Source organism: Sandaracinaceae bacterium (assembly GCA_016706685.1).
Classification (GTDB): Bacteria; Myxococcota_A; Polyangia; order Polyangiales; family Houyiibacteriaceae; genus JADJJE01.
On record JADJJE010000015.1, the window covers coordinates 128,637 to 145,584 of the forward strand.

16 protein-coding genes are annotated in these 16,948 nt (G+C 71.9%); 5 read left to right on the forward strand and 11 right to left on the reverse strand.

Features of this window, described 5'->3' with window-relative positions; translation table 11 throughout:
* The first annotated feature begins 435 nt into the window (after positions 1–435).
* Genes IPI43_19705 through IPI43_19715 form a run of 3 tightly spaced genes read left to right on the forward strand, consistent with a single transcriptional unit; the run spans position 436 to position 2,278 of the window.
* Positions 436–687: a hypothetical protein gene (locus tag IPI43_19705; protein MBK7776328.1), complete on the forward strand. Its 252-nt coding sequence runs from the start codon at positions 436–438 to the stop codon at positions 685–687.
* Positions 684–1,556 carry a 50S ribosomal protein L11 methyltransferase gene (locus IPI43_19710; GenBank protein MBK7776329.1) on the forward strand — a complete coding sequence of 291 codons (873 nt, stop codon included), beginning with the start codon at positions 684–686 and terminating at the stop codon, positions 1,554–1,556. The genes IPI43_19705 and IPI43_19710 overlap by 4 nt, the downstream gene beginning before the upstream one ends.
* Positions 1,553–2,278, forward strand: coding sequence for a 16S rRNA (uracil(1498)-N(3))-methyltransferase (locus IPI43_19715; GenBank protein ID MBK7776330.1), 726 nt, complete (start codon positions 1,553–1,555; stop codon positions 2,276–2,278). Before IPI43_19710 ends, IPI43_19715 begins: the two co-directional genes overlap by 4 nt.
* A 21-nt stretch (positions 2,279–2,299) precedes the next feature.
* Here IPI43_19715 and IPI43_19720 read toward each other — a convergent pair whose 3' ends face one another.
* The 10 genes from IPI43_19720 to IPI43_19765 form a co-directional block, all read right to left on the reverse strand.
* The gene (locus IPI43_19720) at positions 2,300–3,034 is read right to left on the reverse strand and encodes a hypothetical protein (protein ID MBK7776331.1); all 735 of its coding nucleotides are present in this window, start codon (positions 3,032–3,034) and stop codon (positions 2,300–2,302) included.
* Positions 3,034–3,777, reverse strand: coding sequence for a hypothetical protein (locus tag IPI43_19725; protein ID MBK7776332.1), 744 nt, complete (start codon positions 3,775–3,777; stop codon positions 3,034–3,036). Before IPI43_19725 ends, IPI43_19720 begins: the two co-directional genes overlap by 1 nt.
* A gap of 52 nt (positions 3,778–3,829) precedes the next feature.
* The gene (locus tag IPI43_19730) at positions 3,830–4,765 is read right to left on the reverse strand and encodes a hypothetical protein (protein MBK7776333.1); all 936 of its coding nucleotides are present in this window, start codon (positions 4,763–4,765) and stop codon (positions 3,830–3,832) included.
* A 121-nt stretch (positions 4,766–4,886) separates the two neighbouring features.
* Positions 4,887–6,887, reverse strand: a complete 2,001-nt coding sequence (locus IPI43_19735) for a PEGA domain-containing protein (protein MBK7776334.1) — start codon at positions 6,885–6,887, stop codon at positions 4,887–4,889.
* Positions 6,888–7,109: 222 nt separating this feature from the next.
* Entirely contained in the window at positions 7,110–7,742 is a 633-nt protein-coding gene (locus IPI43_19740; GenBank protein ID MBK7776335.1) for a TetR/AcrR family transcriptional regulator, read from the reverse strand.
* Positions 7,743–7,760: 18 nt separating this feature from the next.
* Entirely contained in the window at positions 7,761–8,375 is a 615-nt protein-coding gene (locus IPI43_19745) for a hypothetical protein (protein ID MBK7776336.1), read from the reverse strand.
* Positions 8,362–9,444 carry an NAD(P)-dependent oxidoreductase gene (locus IPI43_19750; protein MBK7776337.1) on the reverse strand — a complete coding sequence of 361 codons (1,083 nt, stop codon included), beginning with the start codon at positions 9,442–9,444 and terminating at the stop codon, positions 8,362–8,364. The genes IPI43_19745 and IPI43_19750 overlap by 14 nt, the downstream gene beginning before the upstream one ends.
* Entirely contained in the window at positions 9,441–10,745 is a 1,305-nt protein-coding gene (locus IPI43_19755) for an aminotransferase class III-fold pyridoxal phosphate-dependent enzyme (protein ID MBK7776338.1), read from the reverse strand. Before IPI43_19755 ends, IPI43_19750 begins: the two co-directional genes overlap by 4 nt.
* Positions 10,742–11,962 (reverse strand): sulfotransferase, encoded by a 1,221-nt coding sequence (locus IPI43_19760; GenBank protein MBK7776339.1) that lies wholly within the window; start codon positions 11,960–11,962, stop codon positions 10,742–10,744. Before IPI43_19760 ends, IPI43_19755 begins: the two co-directional genes overlap by 4 nt.
* Positions 11,959–12,576, reverse strand: coding sequence for a hypothetical protein (locus tag IPI43_19765; protein MBK7776340.1), 618 nt, complete (start codon positions 12,574–12,576; stop codon positions 11,959–11,961). The genes IPI43_19760 and IPI43_19765 overlap by 4 nt, the downstream gene beginning before the upstream one ends.
* Positions 12,577–12,681: 105 nt before the next feature.
* Here IPI43_19765 and IPI43_19770 point away from each other — a divergent pair, with 105 nt between their 5' ends.
* Positions 12,682–13,503 (forward strand): SDR family oxidoreductase, encoded by an 822-nt coding sequence (locus tag IPI43_19770; protein MBK7776341.1) that lies wholly within the window; start codon positions 12,682–12,684, stop codon positions 13,501–13,503.
* Positions 13,504–13,565: 62 nt separating this feature from the next.
* The gene (locus IPI43_19775) at positions 13,566–15,146 is read left to right on the forward strand and encodes a peptide chain release factor 3 (protein MBK7776342.1); all 1,581 of its coding nucleotides are present in this window, start codon (positions 13,566–13,568) and stop codon (positions 15,144–15,146) included.
* A gap of 43 nt (positions 15,147–15,189) precedes the next feature.
* Here the strand turns inward: IPI43_19775 and IPI43_19780 are convergent, their stop codons facing one another.
* Entirely contained in the window at positions 15,190–16,902 is a 1,713-nt protein-coding gene (locus IPI43_19780; GenBank protein MBK7776343.1) for a serine/threonine protein kinase, read from the reverse strand.
* Between the last annotated feature and the right edge of the window lie 46 nt (positions 16,903–16,948).

The window sequence follows — 16,948 nt, forward strand, 5'->3', positions numbered from 1 at the left end:
GGGGGGGTTGGGGGGGGGGGGGGGGGGGGGGCCGGGGGGGGGGGGGGGGGGGGGGGGGTGTCGGGGGGGGGGGGGGGGGGGGGGTGGGGGGGGGGGGGGGGGGGGGGGGTTGGGGGCGGGGGGGGGGGGCGGGGGGGGGGGGGGGGGGGTGGGGGTTGGGGTTGGGGGCCGGGGCGGCGGGGGGGGGGGGGGGGTTTGGGGGGCCGCGCCGGGGTTTGGTGGGGGGGGGGGGGGGGGGGGGGGGGGTTGGGGGGGGGGGGGGGGGTTGGGGGGCCGGGGGGGGGGGGGGGGGGGGGGGGGGGGGGGGGGGGGGGGGGGGGGGGGGGGGGGGGGTTGTTGGGGGGGGGGGGTGGGGGGGGGGGGTGTCGGGGCCGCCGGGGGGGGGGGGGGGGGGGGGGGGCGGGTCGGGACGCGTCCCATGGTATGCCTGCGGGGATGATCTTCACGGCCGACCTCTGGTGGCTCTTCGCGCTCAGCATCGTGGGGGCGCTGCTGCTGCTGGCCTACCTCGAGCTCGCGCTCGCCATCTTCCGTGCCCCGGAGCTCAGCAAGCGCATGCACTGGATTGGGCTCGTGGTCCCCGGCGCGGCCATCGTCCTGGCTATCCACATCAAGCGCCGCCGGCGCCTCGGGCTCTTCGCCCTCTTGCTGGTGGGGTACGTGGCGCTCAGAGTAGCGGCACCGTGACCTCTGACACCGAAGCCCCCGTCATCCCGCGCTACCCCTACGTGCACCTCGACGTCCCGACCGACGACGTGGAGCTGGTGTCCTCCGAGCTCTGGGAGCAGGGTGCCCAAGGCATCGAGGAGCGCGACGCGACCACGATCGATCAGGGTGCCAGTGCGACCGTGACCACCTTGATCGTGAGCGTGGTCGATGACGCCGCGGCGCAGACGCTCGCCGCCGCCTATCCGCAGTTCCAAGGGCGCGTGGCGCACGTCATCGGCAACGACTGGCGTGACGCGTGGAAGGCGTACTTCAAGCCCACGCGCGTGGGCAGTCGGCTGGTGCTGCGCCCGTCCTGGGAGTCGGTCGACGCGGCGCCCCACGAGGTGGTGCTGACCATCGATCCCGGTCAGGCCTTCGGCAGCGGCATCCACGAGACCACGCGCTTGGTGCTCATCGAGGTGGACCGCCGCGCCAAGCCCGGCGACACCATTCTGGACGTGGGCTGCGGCAGCGGCATCCTCGCGGTGGCCGGCCTATTGCTGGGCGCCGAGAGCGCCATCTGCCTGGACATCGATCCGCTGGCGGTGGACGTGTCGTTCGAGAACGCCGACCGCAACGAGGTGCGCGCGCGCCTCACCGCCTCGACGCAGGACGTGCGCGAGGTGCCCGGCCAGTTCTCGCTGGTGCTGGCCAACATCCAGGCCTGGGTGCTGAAGGAGCTGGCCGAGGCGCTCATGGAGCGCGTGGCACCTGGCGGCACGCTGGTGCTGAGCGGCGTGCTGGTGGGCCAAGAGCACGACGTGGCTGGGTCGTTCACCGCGCTGGGTGAGCCCGAGCTGCGCTACGAGAACGAGTGGGTGGCGCTCACCTACACGAGGCCTGCATGAGCGAGGCGCGGAGGCTCTTCGCCACGGAGCTTCCAGCCATGGGCGGCAGCGTGGTGCTGAGCGAGGAGCAGAGCCGCCACGCGCGCGTGCTGCGCCTCGAGCCGGGCCACGACGTGCTGCTGTTCGACGGCCAGGGCCGGCAGGCGCACGCCAAGGTGGTGGCGCTCGGCAAGCGGCTCACGTGCGAGGCCGAGGTTCCCACCGAGCTGCCCGACGACGGACGCGGCGTGACCCTGCTGCTGGCGCTGCCGCGCGCGGGGAAGCTGGACGACATCCTGCGGGCCGTGACGGAGCTGGGCGTGCGCGAGGTGCACCTGTGCGACTGCGAGCGCAGCGTGGGCAACATCCAGGAGCGCAAGCTGGACGCGAAGCTGGCCCGCTACGAGAGCGTGGTGCGCGAGGCGGCCCGGCAGTGCGAGCGCGAGCGCGTCCCGCGGGTGCATGCGCCGCTGCCGCTGGCCGAGGTGGCCGCACGGGCGCCGAACGACCCGGCGCAGGTGGCCAAGATCGTGCTCGCCGCCCGGGGCGACGCCCGGCTGCCGACCGCGTTGCCCAAGAGCGCGTGGGTGGCCGTGGGGCCCGAGGGGGGCTTCAGCGACGCGGAGCTCGACGGTTTGGTGCAGGCCGGGTTCGCGCCCTGCCGCGTGGGCCGCACCATCTTGCGTGTGGAGACGGCTGCCATCGCGGGGGTGGCCTTGGTGGCCGAGCGCCTCACCGATTGACGCTCACGCGGCCGCTTGGGATCAAGGCACGCGGTAGCGCGGAGACACGCGCCCGAAGCCGTCCAGCCAGGCCAGCTCGCGCACCGCGTTGGGGGCCGGCGGCCGCACGCCGGGGCGCACGTTTCCGCAGCGCAGCGGCCGAAAGAGGGTCACCCGGTCGTCCTGCTGGCGCACGCGCGCGGCGGCGCCCAGCTCGCCGTCCCAGTAGCCCAGCAAGATGGGCGAGCGCTGCGTGGTGGGCTCGAAGTGGGCCACCACCTCACGCGGGGTGTCGGACGTGGCGGCCTGCGCGCGCACGCGCGGCATCATCAGCGAGACCTCGTTCGGTGCGGCCGGGGGCGCCGGCAGCGTGGCACCCGCCACGATGTTGATGCTGGCCGCGGTGGGCAGACCCTCCACGCGCCACAGCCCGAGGGAGAGCGGGGTGCCCGCGCGCAGGCGCGCCACGCCCACCCCCAGTTCGTCCACGATGAGCGGCACGCGGTGCCCGCGGCGCGTGAGCGCGAAACCGTTGGCGAAGGGACCGTTCCGGTACGCCTCGTGGCGAAAGTCCGGCTCGGCCAGCAGCACCAGCGCGAACGCGTCTTGGTCTTGCGGCAGGCCTTGGCTGGTGTTGGTGACCAGCGTGGGGACGTACCAGCTCTCCGGGCAGGCCGCCTCCGCGCGCGCAGGGCTGCGGGGGGAGAGACCCGGCGGCAGCGTCAGCAGCGCCACGACTCCCAGCAGCCCCAGCGCCGCGCGGCGACCCCGCTGCATTACTGCCGTGCCCTCCGTGACACGCGGCCGAAGGCGTCCACGGTGGCGAGCTCGCGCTCCTCACCGGCGCGCGGTGCGCGCGTCCCGGCCAGCGGCGATGCGCAGTGGATGCTGTCCCGGAAGAGCACCACCTCCGTGACGCCTTGCGGCACCAGAGCGGCCGCGCCGGGCTCGCCGTCCCAGTAGGCAATGAGTGCCGTGGGCGGGCCCGTCACGGGCGCTGGCAATGTGGCGCGCACCGCGCGCGTGGTCACTACGCCGCCGCTGCCGCCCTGGACACGCATGGGGCCCACGTTCAGCTCCACGCGGCTCGGAGGTCGCGGCGGGCTCACGCGCAGCGCGCCGCGCCCGCCGAAGGTGATGGGGCGCGCACGCCCGAGACCCACCAGCTGGTAGACGCCATCACGTGGACGCGTGCTGGGCTCGTAGCGCGCCAGCCCGGCGCCGATGGGTACCACGCGCAGCGAGATGCGCTCTTCGGTGGTCGCGTCGCCCTCGCCCACCTGGCGGACCAGCGCGGCGTCTTCGGGGAAGCGCCCCTGGATGGCCTGATTCTGCATGTCGAACTCGAGCATCATCGCCACCAGGAACGTGGCGTTGGTGGGCAGCGGCTGTTCGGTGGGGGTGACCAGGGTGGGGATCCAGAGCGCCCGCGCGCAGCGCGCCTCGGCGTGCTCGGGGGCGTGGGCCACCAACCCGAGGAGGAGCGCGAGCGAAGCCAGGAGCGTGGGGGCGAGTCTCATGCGGCAAACAGTACCATTCATGCGCATGGGGCGCTGCCGGGGACGGTTCTATTCACAGGAGCGCGACGTTTCCGCCCCACGCCGCGAGCCCTGCCACGAGCGGGATGGTGAAGTTGTCGTCGAGGCGGCCGCTCAGCACCTCCGCCACCGCCCCTGCGCTGCCGCCCGCGAGCGCGACGCCCAACGCGACCCCCACGGGCAGATGGTGGCCCAGCAGCAGGACCGGCAGGCACATGAGCGTGCCCGCTGCAACGAAGGCCAGCGACCCCTCGAGCGAGCGCCCGCCCGGCAAGCGCGTGCGCCCGAAACGCCGGCCGATGATGGCGGCGAACGGGTCGCCGAAGCCCAGCACCACCACGCCCACGGCGCAGCCCACGGTCGGCACGAACAGCGCCAGCAGCATGAGCGCCAACGCGTACCACGACGCCGAGTTGATGCGGTGGCGCTCGTAGGGGTGCGCCACCTTCCCGAAGGCACGCATCAGCACTTCGTTGGCCCGCGGGCTCAGCTTGCGGCTGCTCTCCATCAAGATGGCCGACGTCAGGAAGCCGCCCGCCACCCACAGCATGCGCTCCGTGAAGACCTCGATCACGAAGAGCGCGAAGAGCGACGAGCACACGTGGAAGAAGTTGCGCGAGTAGTTGGTGGGCCGCAGCGAGGGCACGCGGTGGCCAACGCGACCCAGCGCCGCGACCAGGTCTTCGTAGTGCGGGCCCACGGCCACACGCAGGGCGACCCACGGGGCCACCTCCTGCGTGTCCGCGGTCGGAGCGGCAGCGAGCGCCTGCGCCAGCGCCGCGCTGCACGTGGCCACTTCGCCCTCGCTGCTCGCGAGCGTCCCGAGCCGCGCGGTGAGCTGCGCGAGCGTGGCGTGCAGCGCTGCCGCGCGACCCGGCACGAAGCGCGCAGGGTCCAGCTCGAGGAGCGTGCCGTAGAGTTCGAGCGCGAGGTCGGCCGCTGGGGGGCGCGTGCCGGGTTCAGCATCCATGGGCCGGGAGACTGCCAAACTCCCGAACGCCGGTCGAGAGCGGTGCGTGAGCGTGCCCGTTAACGACGACAGGCGACCCCGGGGGGCCGCCTGCAGTCAGGTCAGGAGCGGAAGCTCGCGCTCAGTGGAACTTGTACGTGAAGCCGAGGCGCCCGGTGAACACCGACGCTTGGTTGCCACGCGCGCCCGTGGCGCTCTCGGTGCGGAACAGGCCGTCGTAGATGTTGCGCTCGGTGCCGAGGAGGTTGCCCTCGAACGTGGTGAACAGGTTCCAGTAGGGCGTGAGGCGCAGCTCGAACGAGCCGCCGATGCGCACCATGCCGGTGGTGTCGGTGAGGCGCGCGTCCATGACGGTGGGGGTGTTGCGCGTGTAGCGGTCGCGGTAGAAGTCGAAGCCGACCCACAGGGTCATGGCCGCGCGCTTCGCGAAGAGGATGCTCGCCAGAGCCTCCGCGCCGACGCGGAGCGAGTTGGCGCTCTCCGGCCCGATGCCGCCGCCGAAGAACACCTGGGCGCCGAGGCCGATCTGCGGGGTGACACGCCACGCCACGCGCGAGCGCGCCTCGAACTCGAAGAGCCGATGGTTGCCACGGATGGCGATACCGCCGTCGATCCACTCGGCGAAGCCGGTGCTGGCCCGCAGCTCGAAGAAGCTGGGGTAGCCCACGCTCATGTCGATGAGCGCCTGCGAGGTGGGGATGACGTTGGCCGCGAAGCTGGTCTGGCCGGCGTAGTTCTCGAGGCGCTCGCGCTCGAGGCGGGCGCGCTCCTCGTCGCTCATGGCGCCCTCTTCGATGAGGGCCACGTCGAACAGGCGCGGCTCGGCCCCAGGGGTGAGCATGACCTGCGCTACGTGCGGGTCGTAGCCCGGCGCGCGCACCTCGAGGCGACGGTTGCCGGACGGCACGGTGCCCTCGTACGGGACGGGGCCGATCTGCTCGCCGTCGATGTACAAGGCGCTGCCGGGGATGTTGGAGCGCACGATGACGCGCACGGGCTCGGCGCCCAGGTTGGCGTCCACTTCGCAGTTGCGGCCGGGGCCGACGGTGCAGGTGGTGCGGTACTCCTCGAAGCCGGGAGCGCGGACGACCACGGCGTGCGTGCCGGCGGTGGCCGACTCGACGACGATGGGCGGTGCGCCGCGCTCTTCACCATCGATGAGGACCACCGCGCCAGGCGTGGAGGAGCGCACAATGATGGAGCCGGGGGCCAAGACGACCTCCTGCAGCACGATGTTGACGGCGCGGCGCTGGCCGGCCTCGATGGTGACGGGCTGCGAGATGGGCTGGAAGCCGGTCATGGACACCTCGAGGATGTGCTCCCCGGGGGTGATGCCCTCACGCGTGACGGGGCCGGCCCCGAGGGCCTCACCGTCCAGCACCACGCTGGCGCCGCGCGGCTGCGTGACCACCACCAGGGTGCCGCCGGGCGGCACGTCGGGGCGCAGCTGGACTTCCACGCGGGCGCGCTCGCCGGCGCGGATCTCCACCTGCTGCGACTGAGTCTGGAAGCCCTCGGCGCGGACCTCGATCTGGTGCACGCCGGCCGTCACGTTGTCCACGACGGTGGGCGTCGAGCCGCGCGGGTCGCCATCGATGTAGATGGCCGCGCCGCTGATGTCCGCCGCCACGAGCACCGAGCCCGTGGACGGAGCCTGACGCTCGAGGATCACCGGCAGCGCCAGCTGCTGGGCGCCTCCGACCTGCACCCACTGGGTGAACGTGACGTAGCCCTCGCGGTCGATCTGGATGAGGTGGCGGCCGGGCTCCACCATCTGCTGCATGGGGACGGCGCCGACGGGCTGGCCGTCGATGCGCACCGTGGCGCCCGTGGCGGAGTCATTGGCGGCGGCGATGGTGATCTCGCCGAGCGGGTCCAGCACGCCGCGGAAGGTCTCGTTGCGGCGGACGACATTGACGGAGACGCTCGCGTCACGGTGGCGCGGCAGGCGGAAGATGAGCGTGTGGGCGCCGCGGGTGATGCGTACGCGCCGCAGTGGGGTGACACCGAGGTTTTGTCCGGTGGCGCTGTCCAGGAACACGGTGGCTCCGGGCGGGGTGGACTCGATGTTGACAGGGATGGTGCCCGCTTGCGCGTTGGCCGCGGGCGCCGGCAGCAGCATGGCGAACAATACGGCGGCAACAAGGGCACCCGTGGGCGCTAGGCGTTCTACTTGGTTTCGAAGCACGGTAGTCCTCTCTTCTCTTCCTTGGACGGGTCTACGCTCCACGACGCTGACCCCCCAGATGGCTGGAATGTGGGGGAGGCTACCATAGGGCCCCCCCGAGTGCTCCCCCTTTCGGGACAGCCACCTCGCGCTACACAGCTATGGCCAGGCTGTTTTTCACCCCTGTGGGCGGACCGCCCCGTCGAGTTGGAGGTGCGCGCCGCATGCCCGCAGCATCGCGGCATAGGCGCGGTGGCCGCCTTCGCCTGCGGTGAGCGCCATGCCCACGGTCACCGACATGAGCAGCGAGGCGAGCGCTCGGGGGGTGGACGCGCCGGCCACCAAACGGTTCAGGATGGCAGGAGTGTCGATGCGCATCGCGCGGATGACGGCACCCAGCTCACTGTGTCGTCGGATGTCGAGCGGGACGGCGGCCATGAACAGCGGCACGCTCTCGTCCACACGGTGCAGCTCGATCGCCGCATCCAGCAGCGCGAGCAGGCGTTCCTGGCGCGACCCGGGGCCGTCCACCACGGGACGATAGGCGTCCGCGATGCGCCGCTCGGCGTCGCGGTACACCTCCACGTACAAGCCCTGCTTGTCGCCGAAGTAGTGATAGAGCGTGGACGTGGTGTACCCGGCTGCCTCCGCGATCTCACGCACGTTGGCGGGTCCGAAGCCGCGCCGGGCGAAGTGCAGCCGCGCTGCCGCGAGGAGCGCGTCGTGGCTGCGCTCCGAGTCGGAGCCCGGCGGACGCCCTGCCGGCTTCTGGCGCGCGGGGCTCGGGCTCTTGCGGGATGCGGCGCTCATGGGCTCCGCGTGACCGTATCACGGCCGCGCGAAGCGGCGCTTCGTGCGTAGCGCGGCTGCCCACGCACGCACGGCGGGCTCGATGGACAGCGGCCGGCCCAGCGCGGTGAAGTCCAGGATCTCGAGGTAGATGCCGAGCTCTGCGCGGGTGTCGTAGTAACGGTAGTCGAAGGACAGCCCGCGCCCGAGCGCCAGACCGCCGCGCACAGCCTCCGGGTAACCGGCCGCCACGAGCTGCGCACCGATGCGCCCCACGCCGGGCTGGTAGATCCCCGCGTGGTGCAGGCGCGCCTCCGCGCCGTCCAGCATGGCCGTGTAGAAGTCCGTGCCGCGCCCTGGGCCGAGGAACTCCACCTGGGTGTCGCCGGCATAGCCGAGGCCAACCTCGAGCGTGCAGCGCCGCGGCTCGCCTCGCTCCTGCCAGCCCGTGGCCGGGATGCGGGCCACCAAGAAGGGGCCGGCGCCCAGCGACTCGGCGACGGCGCAGCAGCGCCGCACGTCGCGGCAGGCGATGCCGTACTGCTGGGCTGCCGCCAGCCCGTACGTGTCCCGGAAGCGGCTGGGCAGCCGGGACGCGAGCGTTGGCACGTCGAAGCGCTCCAGCACCCGCGAGAGCAGGTCAACGCTCGCCACGCGCGCGCTCCTTGCGGGGCATCCACGCCTTCGCGGCGTTCCACGCTGCCTTGGCCAGGGTGAGGGCCTCGAGGGCCTCGGGCAGCAGCGGCCGCTGGCCGTGCTCCACGGCGTAGTGCCGTGAGTTGGCGAGCGCCACGACGCGCGCGACGGGGCCCACGCGGTCCACCAGGTGCACGCTGCGGCCGAGCCCGGCGCGCACCTCCGTGAGGTACTCGGCATAGCTGCGGCGCTGGTAGTCCAGCAGCGCCTGGCTCTCGTCGGAGTCCACCCAGTCGGTCAGGTAGAGGTGCTGACCGAACGCCTCGCGCGGCATGGGCGCGATGCCCATGGACGCGAACGCCTCGTTCAGCCAGTCGCGGTACGTGTAGCGGTTGGCCGCCCCGCCTCCCAGCAGCAGCACGCGGCCCTCGATGTCGTCGCGCACCAGCGAGTTGGCGATGGCCAGCGCCACGTCTTCCGGGTGCGTGAACTCCACGCGGGTGTCGGCGTGCATGTCGAAGATGAAGGGCCCGAGCGCGGCCGGCTCCACCGGCGGCGTGACGGCCAGCCGGAAGACCACCCAGCGCAGCGACGACGCCTGCAGGTCGCGCTCACTGTCGAGCTTCTGCCGGGTGTAGTTGTCCGACGCCTGCACCGGGTCGCTGGCCCGGCGCGGCGGGGTGGCGCGTGCGTTGTCGCCGAACACGGCGGCGCTGGACGTGAAGGTCAGCCGCGGGCGCTTCGCCGAGGCCTCGCAGAGCGCGATGAGCGTGCGTGTGGCCTGCACGTTGACCTTGTACGCCATGCGCTGGTCCACGTCGGTGGCGGGTGGGATCACCGCGGCCAGGTGGATGACGTGGTCCACGCCCAGCACGGCGCTCGCCAGCGTGGCCCGGTCGCAGATGCTGCCCCAGCGCACGGTCACGCCGGCCGGGAGCGCACGCGCACGCTGACGGTTGCGGGGGCTGTCGAGGTCCAGCGCCACCACCCGGTAGCCGCGCTTCGCGAGCGCCTGCACGGTCACCACGCCCACGTTCCCGCAGGCCCCCGTGACGAGCACCGTCTGCGGTCCGAGCGGCGTGGTCATACGCCCTCCGCGAGTTGTTGCGCCACCACGCGGAACGCCTCGTTGGTCTGCGCCACGTCCTCGTCCGTGTGCACCCCGGAGACGAAGAACTTTTCGGCTGCCTTGAGCACCCCCTGGCGCAGCAGCAAGTCCGAGAAGCGCATGTGTCGCAGCGTGTCGGCCTTGCCCACCGAGCGGTGGTCGCGCGGCTCTTGGTCGGTGAACCAGATCTGGAACACGGTGGGGTCTCCACACACTTGGGCAGGCACGCCGGCGTCGCTCATCGCGGTGCGCAGGCCCGCCATCAACGCGCTCCCCACGGCGTCCATGCGCGCGTAGATCTCGCCCTTCTCGAGCTCGGCGATCACGGCGCAGGCCACCCCGGTGGACACCGGGTTCGAGCTGAACGTGCCCGTCTGCATGGTGAACGGCAGCATGCGCAGGCGCCTCCGGGGGTCGGCCAGGTCCATGATGTCCGCGCGCCCACACAGCACGCCCAGCGGAAGGCCGCCGCTGATGGCCTTGCCGGTGCTGCACAGGTCGGGGGTCACGCCGTAGCGGGTCTGCGCGCCGCCGAGCCCGAGACGGAAGCCCGTGACCACTTCGTCGAAGATCAGCGGGATGCCGAAGTTGGCGGTGATGGTGCGCAGCCCCGACAAGAAGAGCGGGTGCGGCAGGAACGACCGCTGGATGGGCTCCACGATCACGCCGGCGAGCTCGTCGTGGTGCCGCTCGATGATCGCCGCGGTGGTCTCGAGGTCGTTGAAGGGGGCCACCAGCACCTCGGCCTGCACGCTGCGCGGGATGCCGTGCGAGTTGGGCACGCTGCGCGGGTAGGGGGCGTTACCCATCGTCCACTGATTGCTCATCAGCGCGTAGTCGTGCATCCCGTGGTAGCCGCCCTCGAACTTCAGGATCTTGTCACGGCCTCGGAACGCACGCGCCAGGCGCAGCGCGAAGAACGTGGCCTCCGTCCCGCTGCTGTGCAGCGACACCTTCTCGGCGCAGGGCACGTGCTCCACGATCTTCTCGGCCAAGCGGATGGCGTTCTCGTGGATGACCAGGTGCGACGTGCCGTCGAGGCCCACTCGCGTCAGCGCCTCGAGCACGGCGGGGTGCGCGTGGCCCAGCACGTGCGGGCCCGAGCCCAGCAGGTAGTCGATGTACTCGTTGCCGCTCACGTCGGTGAGGCGCGAGCCGCGCGCGGTGCCCACCACGAAGTTGAGCTCCTCCTCGAACGTGAACGCTCGCGTGCCCGTGGCCAGCAGCCGCTCGGCCCTGGCGATGAGCTCACGCTCTCTCTCGGTCCGCTGGATCATCATTCGCCGGCGCTCCTCTTCTCGATGCTGCGCGGGAAGCGCGCGATGTACTGGGCGAAGCGCTCGTGGACCATGGCCCGCGGCACGCCGAAGTCGCTGCGCTCGTAGTCGTGGGTGCCGAAGCGGCCGGGAGGGTTCGCCGCTTGCCACGCGCGCAGGGCGGCCTCGGCGTGCGCCGGAAAGGGCTGATCGAAGCGCTGGTAGATGCGCGCCACCTCGCCCACGGGGTCGGCCATGAAGTCGTTGAAGTACACGTCGTGGAACTGGTGCTCGCGTCCACGCCGCAGCTCGATGCCGCGGTCGCACGCGCGCGCCCACACCTCCAGCTGCTCACGCGCGATGCGCGGCCGGTCGGGGGTGACCTCCATGAGCGACCGGAAGTGCGCGCACAGGCTCACGTAGGACGGCAGCACCGAGGCCGGGTCGCGGTGCGTCCAGATCACGCAGGCGTCCGGGTAGGTGTCCAGGTAGGCCTCGAGGTTGCGCAGGTGCACGGGGTACTTGTCGAGCCAGCGCTTCTCGGGCTCGTACGAGCCCACCAGCTGGAGCGCGCGCTTGTGCCGCGCGTAGGTCGCGCGGTGCACCGTGTTCGCGTACCACTCGGAGTACGTGGGCACCGTGTTCACGACCTCGAAGCGGTCGTCGCTGAAGCCCTGCCCCAGCAGGCGGCCCGGCTCGTCCGGCCCCTCGGCGGTCATGAAGTGGATGGACTCGAGCACGCTCTTGCCGGCCGCGTACATCATGTCGAGCTCGATCTTGGCGTGCTGGAAGTCGCGTGCGGCTGGCCACGTGGCGTGCGGCGGCCGCGGCTGTGGGTGCAGCGCCAGCCAGTACTGGAGGTGCTGCATGTCCGGGTTGGCGCCCATCAAGTAGTGCAGGGCGGTGCTGCCGGTGCGCACCATGCCCGTGATCACCAGCGGCCGCGCGATGCGGTGCGAGGCGCTCTCGGGCTGCAAGTGGAACCAGTCCTCCGTACGCAGGCGCGACGTGAGCAGACCCACCAGCTGGTAGGCCATGGCCAGCTTGCCCTGGGTGTGGAAGCGCGCCTCATGGTCGTACGAGTAGAGCAGCCGCGTTAGGCCCTCGCGGTAGCTCGGGTCGCCGAAGTCGCTGAGCCCCGTCGCGCGCATGGCCACGTCGTGGAAGAGCTGCTCGCGCGACTGCCACGCGCCCTGGTGGATCGCGCGCGCGGCGCTCGAGTCTGCGGAGAGGCCGCTCACGAGGCGCCCCCTTCCACCCAGCGCGAGAGCGAGGGCAGCAGCAGCTCGCCCACCACGGTCCGCGCGAGGCCGCTGGCGCCGCGTGGCAGGGCCTGGAGCTGCAGCTCGAGCGCGTCGTCCACCATCTGCACGCGCGAGATGGTGAGCGCGCTGGTGGCTACGGCCGTGGCTTGGGCGATGGCCGCCTTCTCGGGGCGCGTGAGGGCCGGCAAGCGCATCAGGTCCAGCACCACGGCGTTGCCCTTCGCGCTCACGATGAAGTCCGGCAGGCCCAGCTGCGCGCCCACGCGGTCGCCCACGCGCGAGAGGTCGATGCTCCCCGCGCGCAGCGTCGCGGCCAGCGGTCCTGGGGCGTCGTCGGGCACCTGCGCGCGGGTGTCGAAGAAGCGCAGCGTCAGGAGGCGCGCGCGCCCCCGGACCTCGAGGCCGCCGATCTCGAGGTCGGTCGAGAACGTGATCGGCGCCCGCAGCGCCTCCGCCACGCCCGCTACACGGAGCCGCGGGCCGGCGCCTTCGAGCGAGAGGGTGATGGGGGCGCGCGCGAGGGCACGCCTCAACCGCGAGAGCGGGATCCTCAGGCGTCCGCGCGAGAGCGTGCGAGGGCTGTTCAACATGGTGCACAGGCTGCCCGCGCCCGTGCCCCGCGACAACCACCACAATGGAGCGCGCGTTTCATTTGGTGTGCGGCCCGCGGGCTCGCCTCGGACTAGCCTTCCGGCATGGCGCGACGACCCACGGCCCACCGAAACCGACCGACACCGAGAGACCGCGTGGCGCTGGTGACCGGCGCTGCCTCGGGGTTGGGCGCGGCGCTCACGCGGCAGCTGCTGGCCGAAGGGGCGCGGGTGCTGGCGCTCGACCTCTCCCTCGCGGCGCTCGACGCCCAACACGGCGCGCACGCGAACCTCCGCAAGCGGGCCCACGACGTGCGGGACCGCGCGGACGCGGCCCTCGCGGTGGCCGAGCTGGTGGACACGTGGGGGCAGCTCGACCTGGCCATCCACAACGCGGGCGTGGTGGGCGGTGGGCCGCTCCAGCAGTTCGACCCTGCCACGAGCGACCGCATCCTGGACGTGAACCTGCGGGGCGTGTTGCACGGCACCGAGGCCGCCTATGCGCAGATGTGTCGGCAGGGCACGGGCCAGATCGTCAACGTCGCCTCCATGGCCGGGCTCCACGCGGTGCCGTACTCGGCGGTCTACGCAGCGTCCAAGCACGGTGTGGTGGGCCTCACCCTCTCGCTGCGCGAAGAGGCCCGCCCGAAGGGTGTGCGCGTGAGCGTGGCCTGCCCCGGCCTGATCGCCACCGCCATCTTCTCTTCAGCCACCGACGCGGGGGGCTATCAGTACGCTCAGCAGGTGGCGCGTGTCCCGGGTGGGGCGCAGACGCCCGAGGAGGCCACGCGTGCCTTGTTGGACGGGGCCGCTCGCGACGAAGCCGTCATCACGTTCCCGCGTTCCTCGCGGGCCCTCGCCCTGGCCACCCGCCTGGCCCCGGGGCTGCTTCGGCGGGCCATCGGCCTGACCATGAGCCCGCGCTGACCACCGGTCGGTGCAGCCTCGCGTGGCCCCGTGAGCGCCTTGCTGTTACACCCCACGCCCCGATGGCCAATGAGTTCCAAACCCGGCGCACGTTCGCCATCATCTCGCACCCGGACGCGGGTAAGACCACCCTGACCGAGAAGCTCCTGCTCTACGGGGGCGCCATCCACGCGGCCGGCGCGGTCAAGAGCCGCAAGTCGAAGCGCAGCGCGGTCAGCGACTGGATGGAGCTCGAGAAGGAGCGCGGCATCTCGGTCACGTCCTCCGTGCTGCAGTTCAAGTACGACGGCATCGACTGGAACCTGCTCGACACGCCGGGTCACAACGACTTCAGCGAAGACACGTACCGCACGCTCACCGCGGCGGACTGCGCCATCATGATCCTGGACGCGGCCAAGGGCGTGGAGCCCCAGACTCGCAAGCTGTTCCACGTGTGCCGCATGCGCGGGACGCCCATCGTCACCTTCGTGAACAAGCTGGACCGCCCGGCGCGCGACGCCTTCGACCTGATGAGTCAGGTGGAGGACGTGCTGGGCATCCACACCGTGCCCTTCACCTGGCCCATCGGCAGCGGTGACCTGTTCCAGGGCGTCTACGACCTGCGCAACCGCGTGGTGGAGCGGTTCCAGAAGGGCGAGGTGGGCAAGCGCGCCGAGGTCACGCTCACCGGCATCGACGACCCCGAGCTGGGTAAGCTGCTGGGCGACGAGCCCGCCGAGACGCTGCGCAACGAGATCGAGCTGCTGGAAGGCGCCGGCGAGGGCTGGGACGAAGCCGCCTTCCTGGGCGGCCAGCTCACCCCGGTCTTCTTCGGCAGCGCGCTCAACAACTTCGGCATCGAGACGTTCCTGCGTGACTTCAAGGCGCTCTGTCCGCCGCCCGGCACGCGCCTGGCGGGCGATGTGGAGGTGCACCCCACCGACGACCGCTTCAGCGCGTTCATCTTCAAGGTGCAGGCCAACATGGACCCCTCGCACCGGGACCGCGTGGCCTTCGCGCGCATCTGCTCCGGCAAGTTCGAGGGCGGCATGCGCGTGAACCACTTCCGCCTGAAGAAAGAGATTCGGCTCAACCGCGCCGAGCAGTTCTTCGCGCAGGACCGTGAGACGGTCATGGAGGCCTTCGCGGGCGACATCCTGGGGCTCTACGACCCGGGCATCTTCCGCATCGGCGACACGCTCAGCAGCGGCAGCCCGCTGGCCTTCGACGCGGTGCCGCGCTTCTCGCCGGAGCACTTCGGGCGCATCCAGCTGCTGGACCCGCTCAAGCGCAAGCAGCTGCAGAAGGGCATTCAAGAGCTGGCCGAGGAGGGCACCGTGCAGCTCTTCACGCAGCCGGGACGCGAGAAGGACCCCATCTGTGGCGTGGTGGGCCGCCTGCAGTTCGAGGTGCTCACCTTCCGCATCCAGCACGAGTACGGCGCCAAGATCGTGTTCGACGCGCTGCCGTACACCTACGCCCGCTGGGTGGAGGGCGCGGCCGACTGCGAGGAGCTCGACAAGCGGCGCGTGCCGCTCGCCGTCATGGACATCGATGGTCAGCCGGTGGCGCTGTTCCGCGACCAGTGGGAGCTCGACCGCATCGCGCGGGACAACCCGTCGTGGAAGTTCCACGAGACGGCGCCCATGTTCGTGGCCTCCTGAGCACGCCCGCCTCCGGGCGGTGCGCGACGGAGGGACCCTGCGCTCAGAGGGTGGGCAGGTCGCCGGCCGGGCCGCTGTAGACGTGCGGGTTGGGCGGCGGCCTGGGCGTGGGCGTCGGGTCCACCATGGGCGCGGGCGTGGGCTCTGCCGCCGTGTCCGTGCCGGGACGAGTGCTGTCGGTGCGGAGCCGTGTGGAGCCCGACCCGCTGGTGTCTTCGACGACCTGACCACCGTTCAGGGCGGCGTTCAGTTCGTCGGCCGTGGCGTCGCGCAGGCCGCTGCCGCGCGGGAGGTTCACGCGCAGGCTGCGGGCTTGGTCGAGCGTGAGCAGGAAGCGCAGGCTCTGGCGCCGCTCGCCGCTGACCTCGATGAGCTCGGGCTCGGTGCTGGACTCGATGTCGGCGTCGTACGGGAGGTCCAGGATGCGGCCACGCACCACGGCGCGCCCGCCATCGGCATCGCTCTCGATGTGCAGGCTGACGGTGGCGACGGCAGGCGCCGTGCCGGCGGCAGGTTGCGTGCCGCCCGCGGGGTTGCCGTCCGTGTCCGTGGCCGCCACGGTGGCGGTGGCGGGGATGACGGGGGAGACCGCCACGGCCGCGATGGGCGGGGGGGCCTCCACTTCGGAGCGCGAGATGGCGATGGCCGCTGCGCCGCCGCCCAGGGCCAGCACGGTGACCACGGCCAGCGCGATCATGAGGGTGCGGCTGCCGCCGCTCACCGCCTCCGCAGGCACCGGCGTCTTCTTGCGAGCGCCAGGCCCCGTGCGGATGTGCGAGCGCGTGCCCGCGCTGAGCAGCGCAGACCCAGAGGGCAGGTCCGAGCGCACCGAGATCTCGGCCTCGGTGACGCTCTGGTACGGACGCAGCGCCTCGGCGAACTCGTCCATGGAGGCGTAGCGCTCGGCGAGGTCGCGCTCCATGGCGGTGGCGATGACCTCTTCGAGGCCCGCCGGGAGGTTGCCGCGCAGCATGCTGAGGGGCGGCGCGTCACCCGTGGTGATCTGCAGCGCGAGGCCGGCCAGCGAGTCGGCCATGTACGGAACGCGGCCCGTGAGCGCCTGGTACATGATGACACCCATGGCGTACACGTCCGCACGGGCGTCCACCGCGGAGGCGTCACGCAGCTGCTCTGGCGCCATGTAGTACGGCGTTCCCATGGCGGCGCCCACGGCCGTGCCGGGGCTGGTGGCCATGTGCGACGCGAACTTGGAGATACCGAAGTCCAACACCTTCACGTGGGGGTCACGGGGGCCGTGCTCCACCAGGTAGATGTTGTCGGGCTTCATGTCGCGGTGGACGATGCCCTTCTTGTGGGCCGCCGAGAGCGCGCTGGCCGCCTGCAGCATGATGTCCACGAGGCGACCGACCTGCATGGGGCCGCCGACTTCGATCTCTTCGTCGAGGTCGCGTCCAGTCAGCAGCTCCAGCACCAGGAACGGCGAGCCGTCCTCGGCCTGGCCGAGGTCCGTGCAGTCCAGGATGTTGGGGTGGCCAATCATGGCGGCCGCGCGCGCCTCGTTGACGAAGCGCTTGACGACCTTGCTCTCGGACGCGAACTGCGCGTGCAGCACCTTCACGGCCACGCGTCGGCCGATGACGGTATGCTCGGCTTCGTAGACCGCGCCCATGCCGCCTTCGCCCAGCAGACGCAGCACGCGGTAGCGATCAGCGAGGACGGTTCCCACGTAGCGGTCGGGTCGCGAGAACTCCTCGAGGTCGTCCAAGTGGTCGGTGCTGAAGTCGGCTTCGCCCATACGGATACTGTACGGGAGCATACGCCGAGGAGGCCCCCGTTGACCA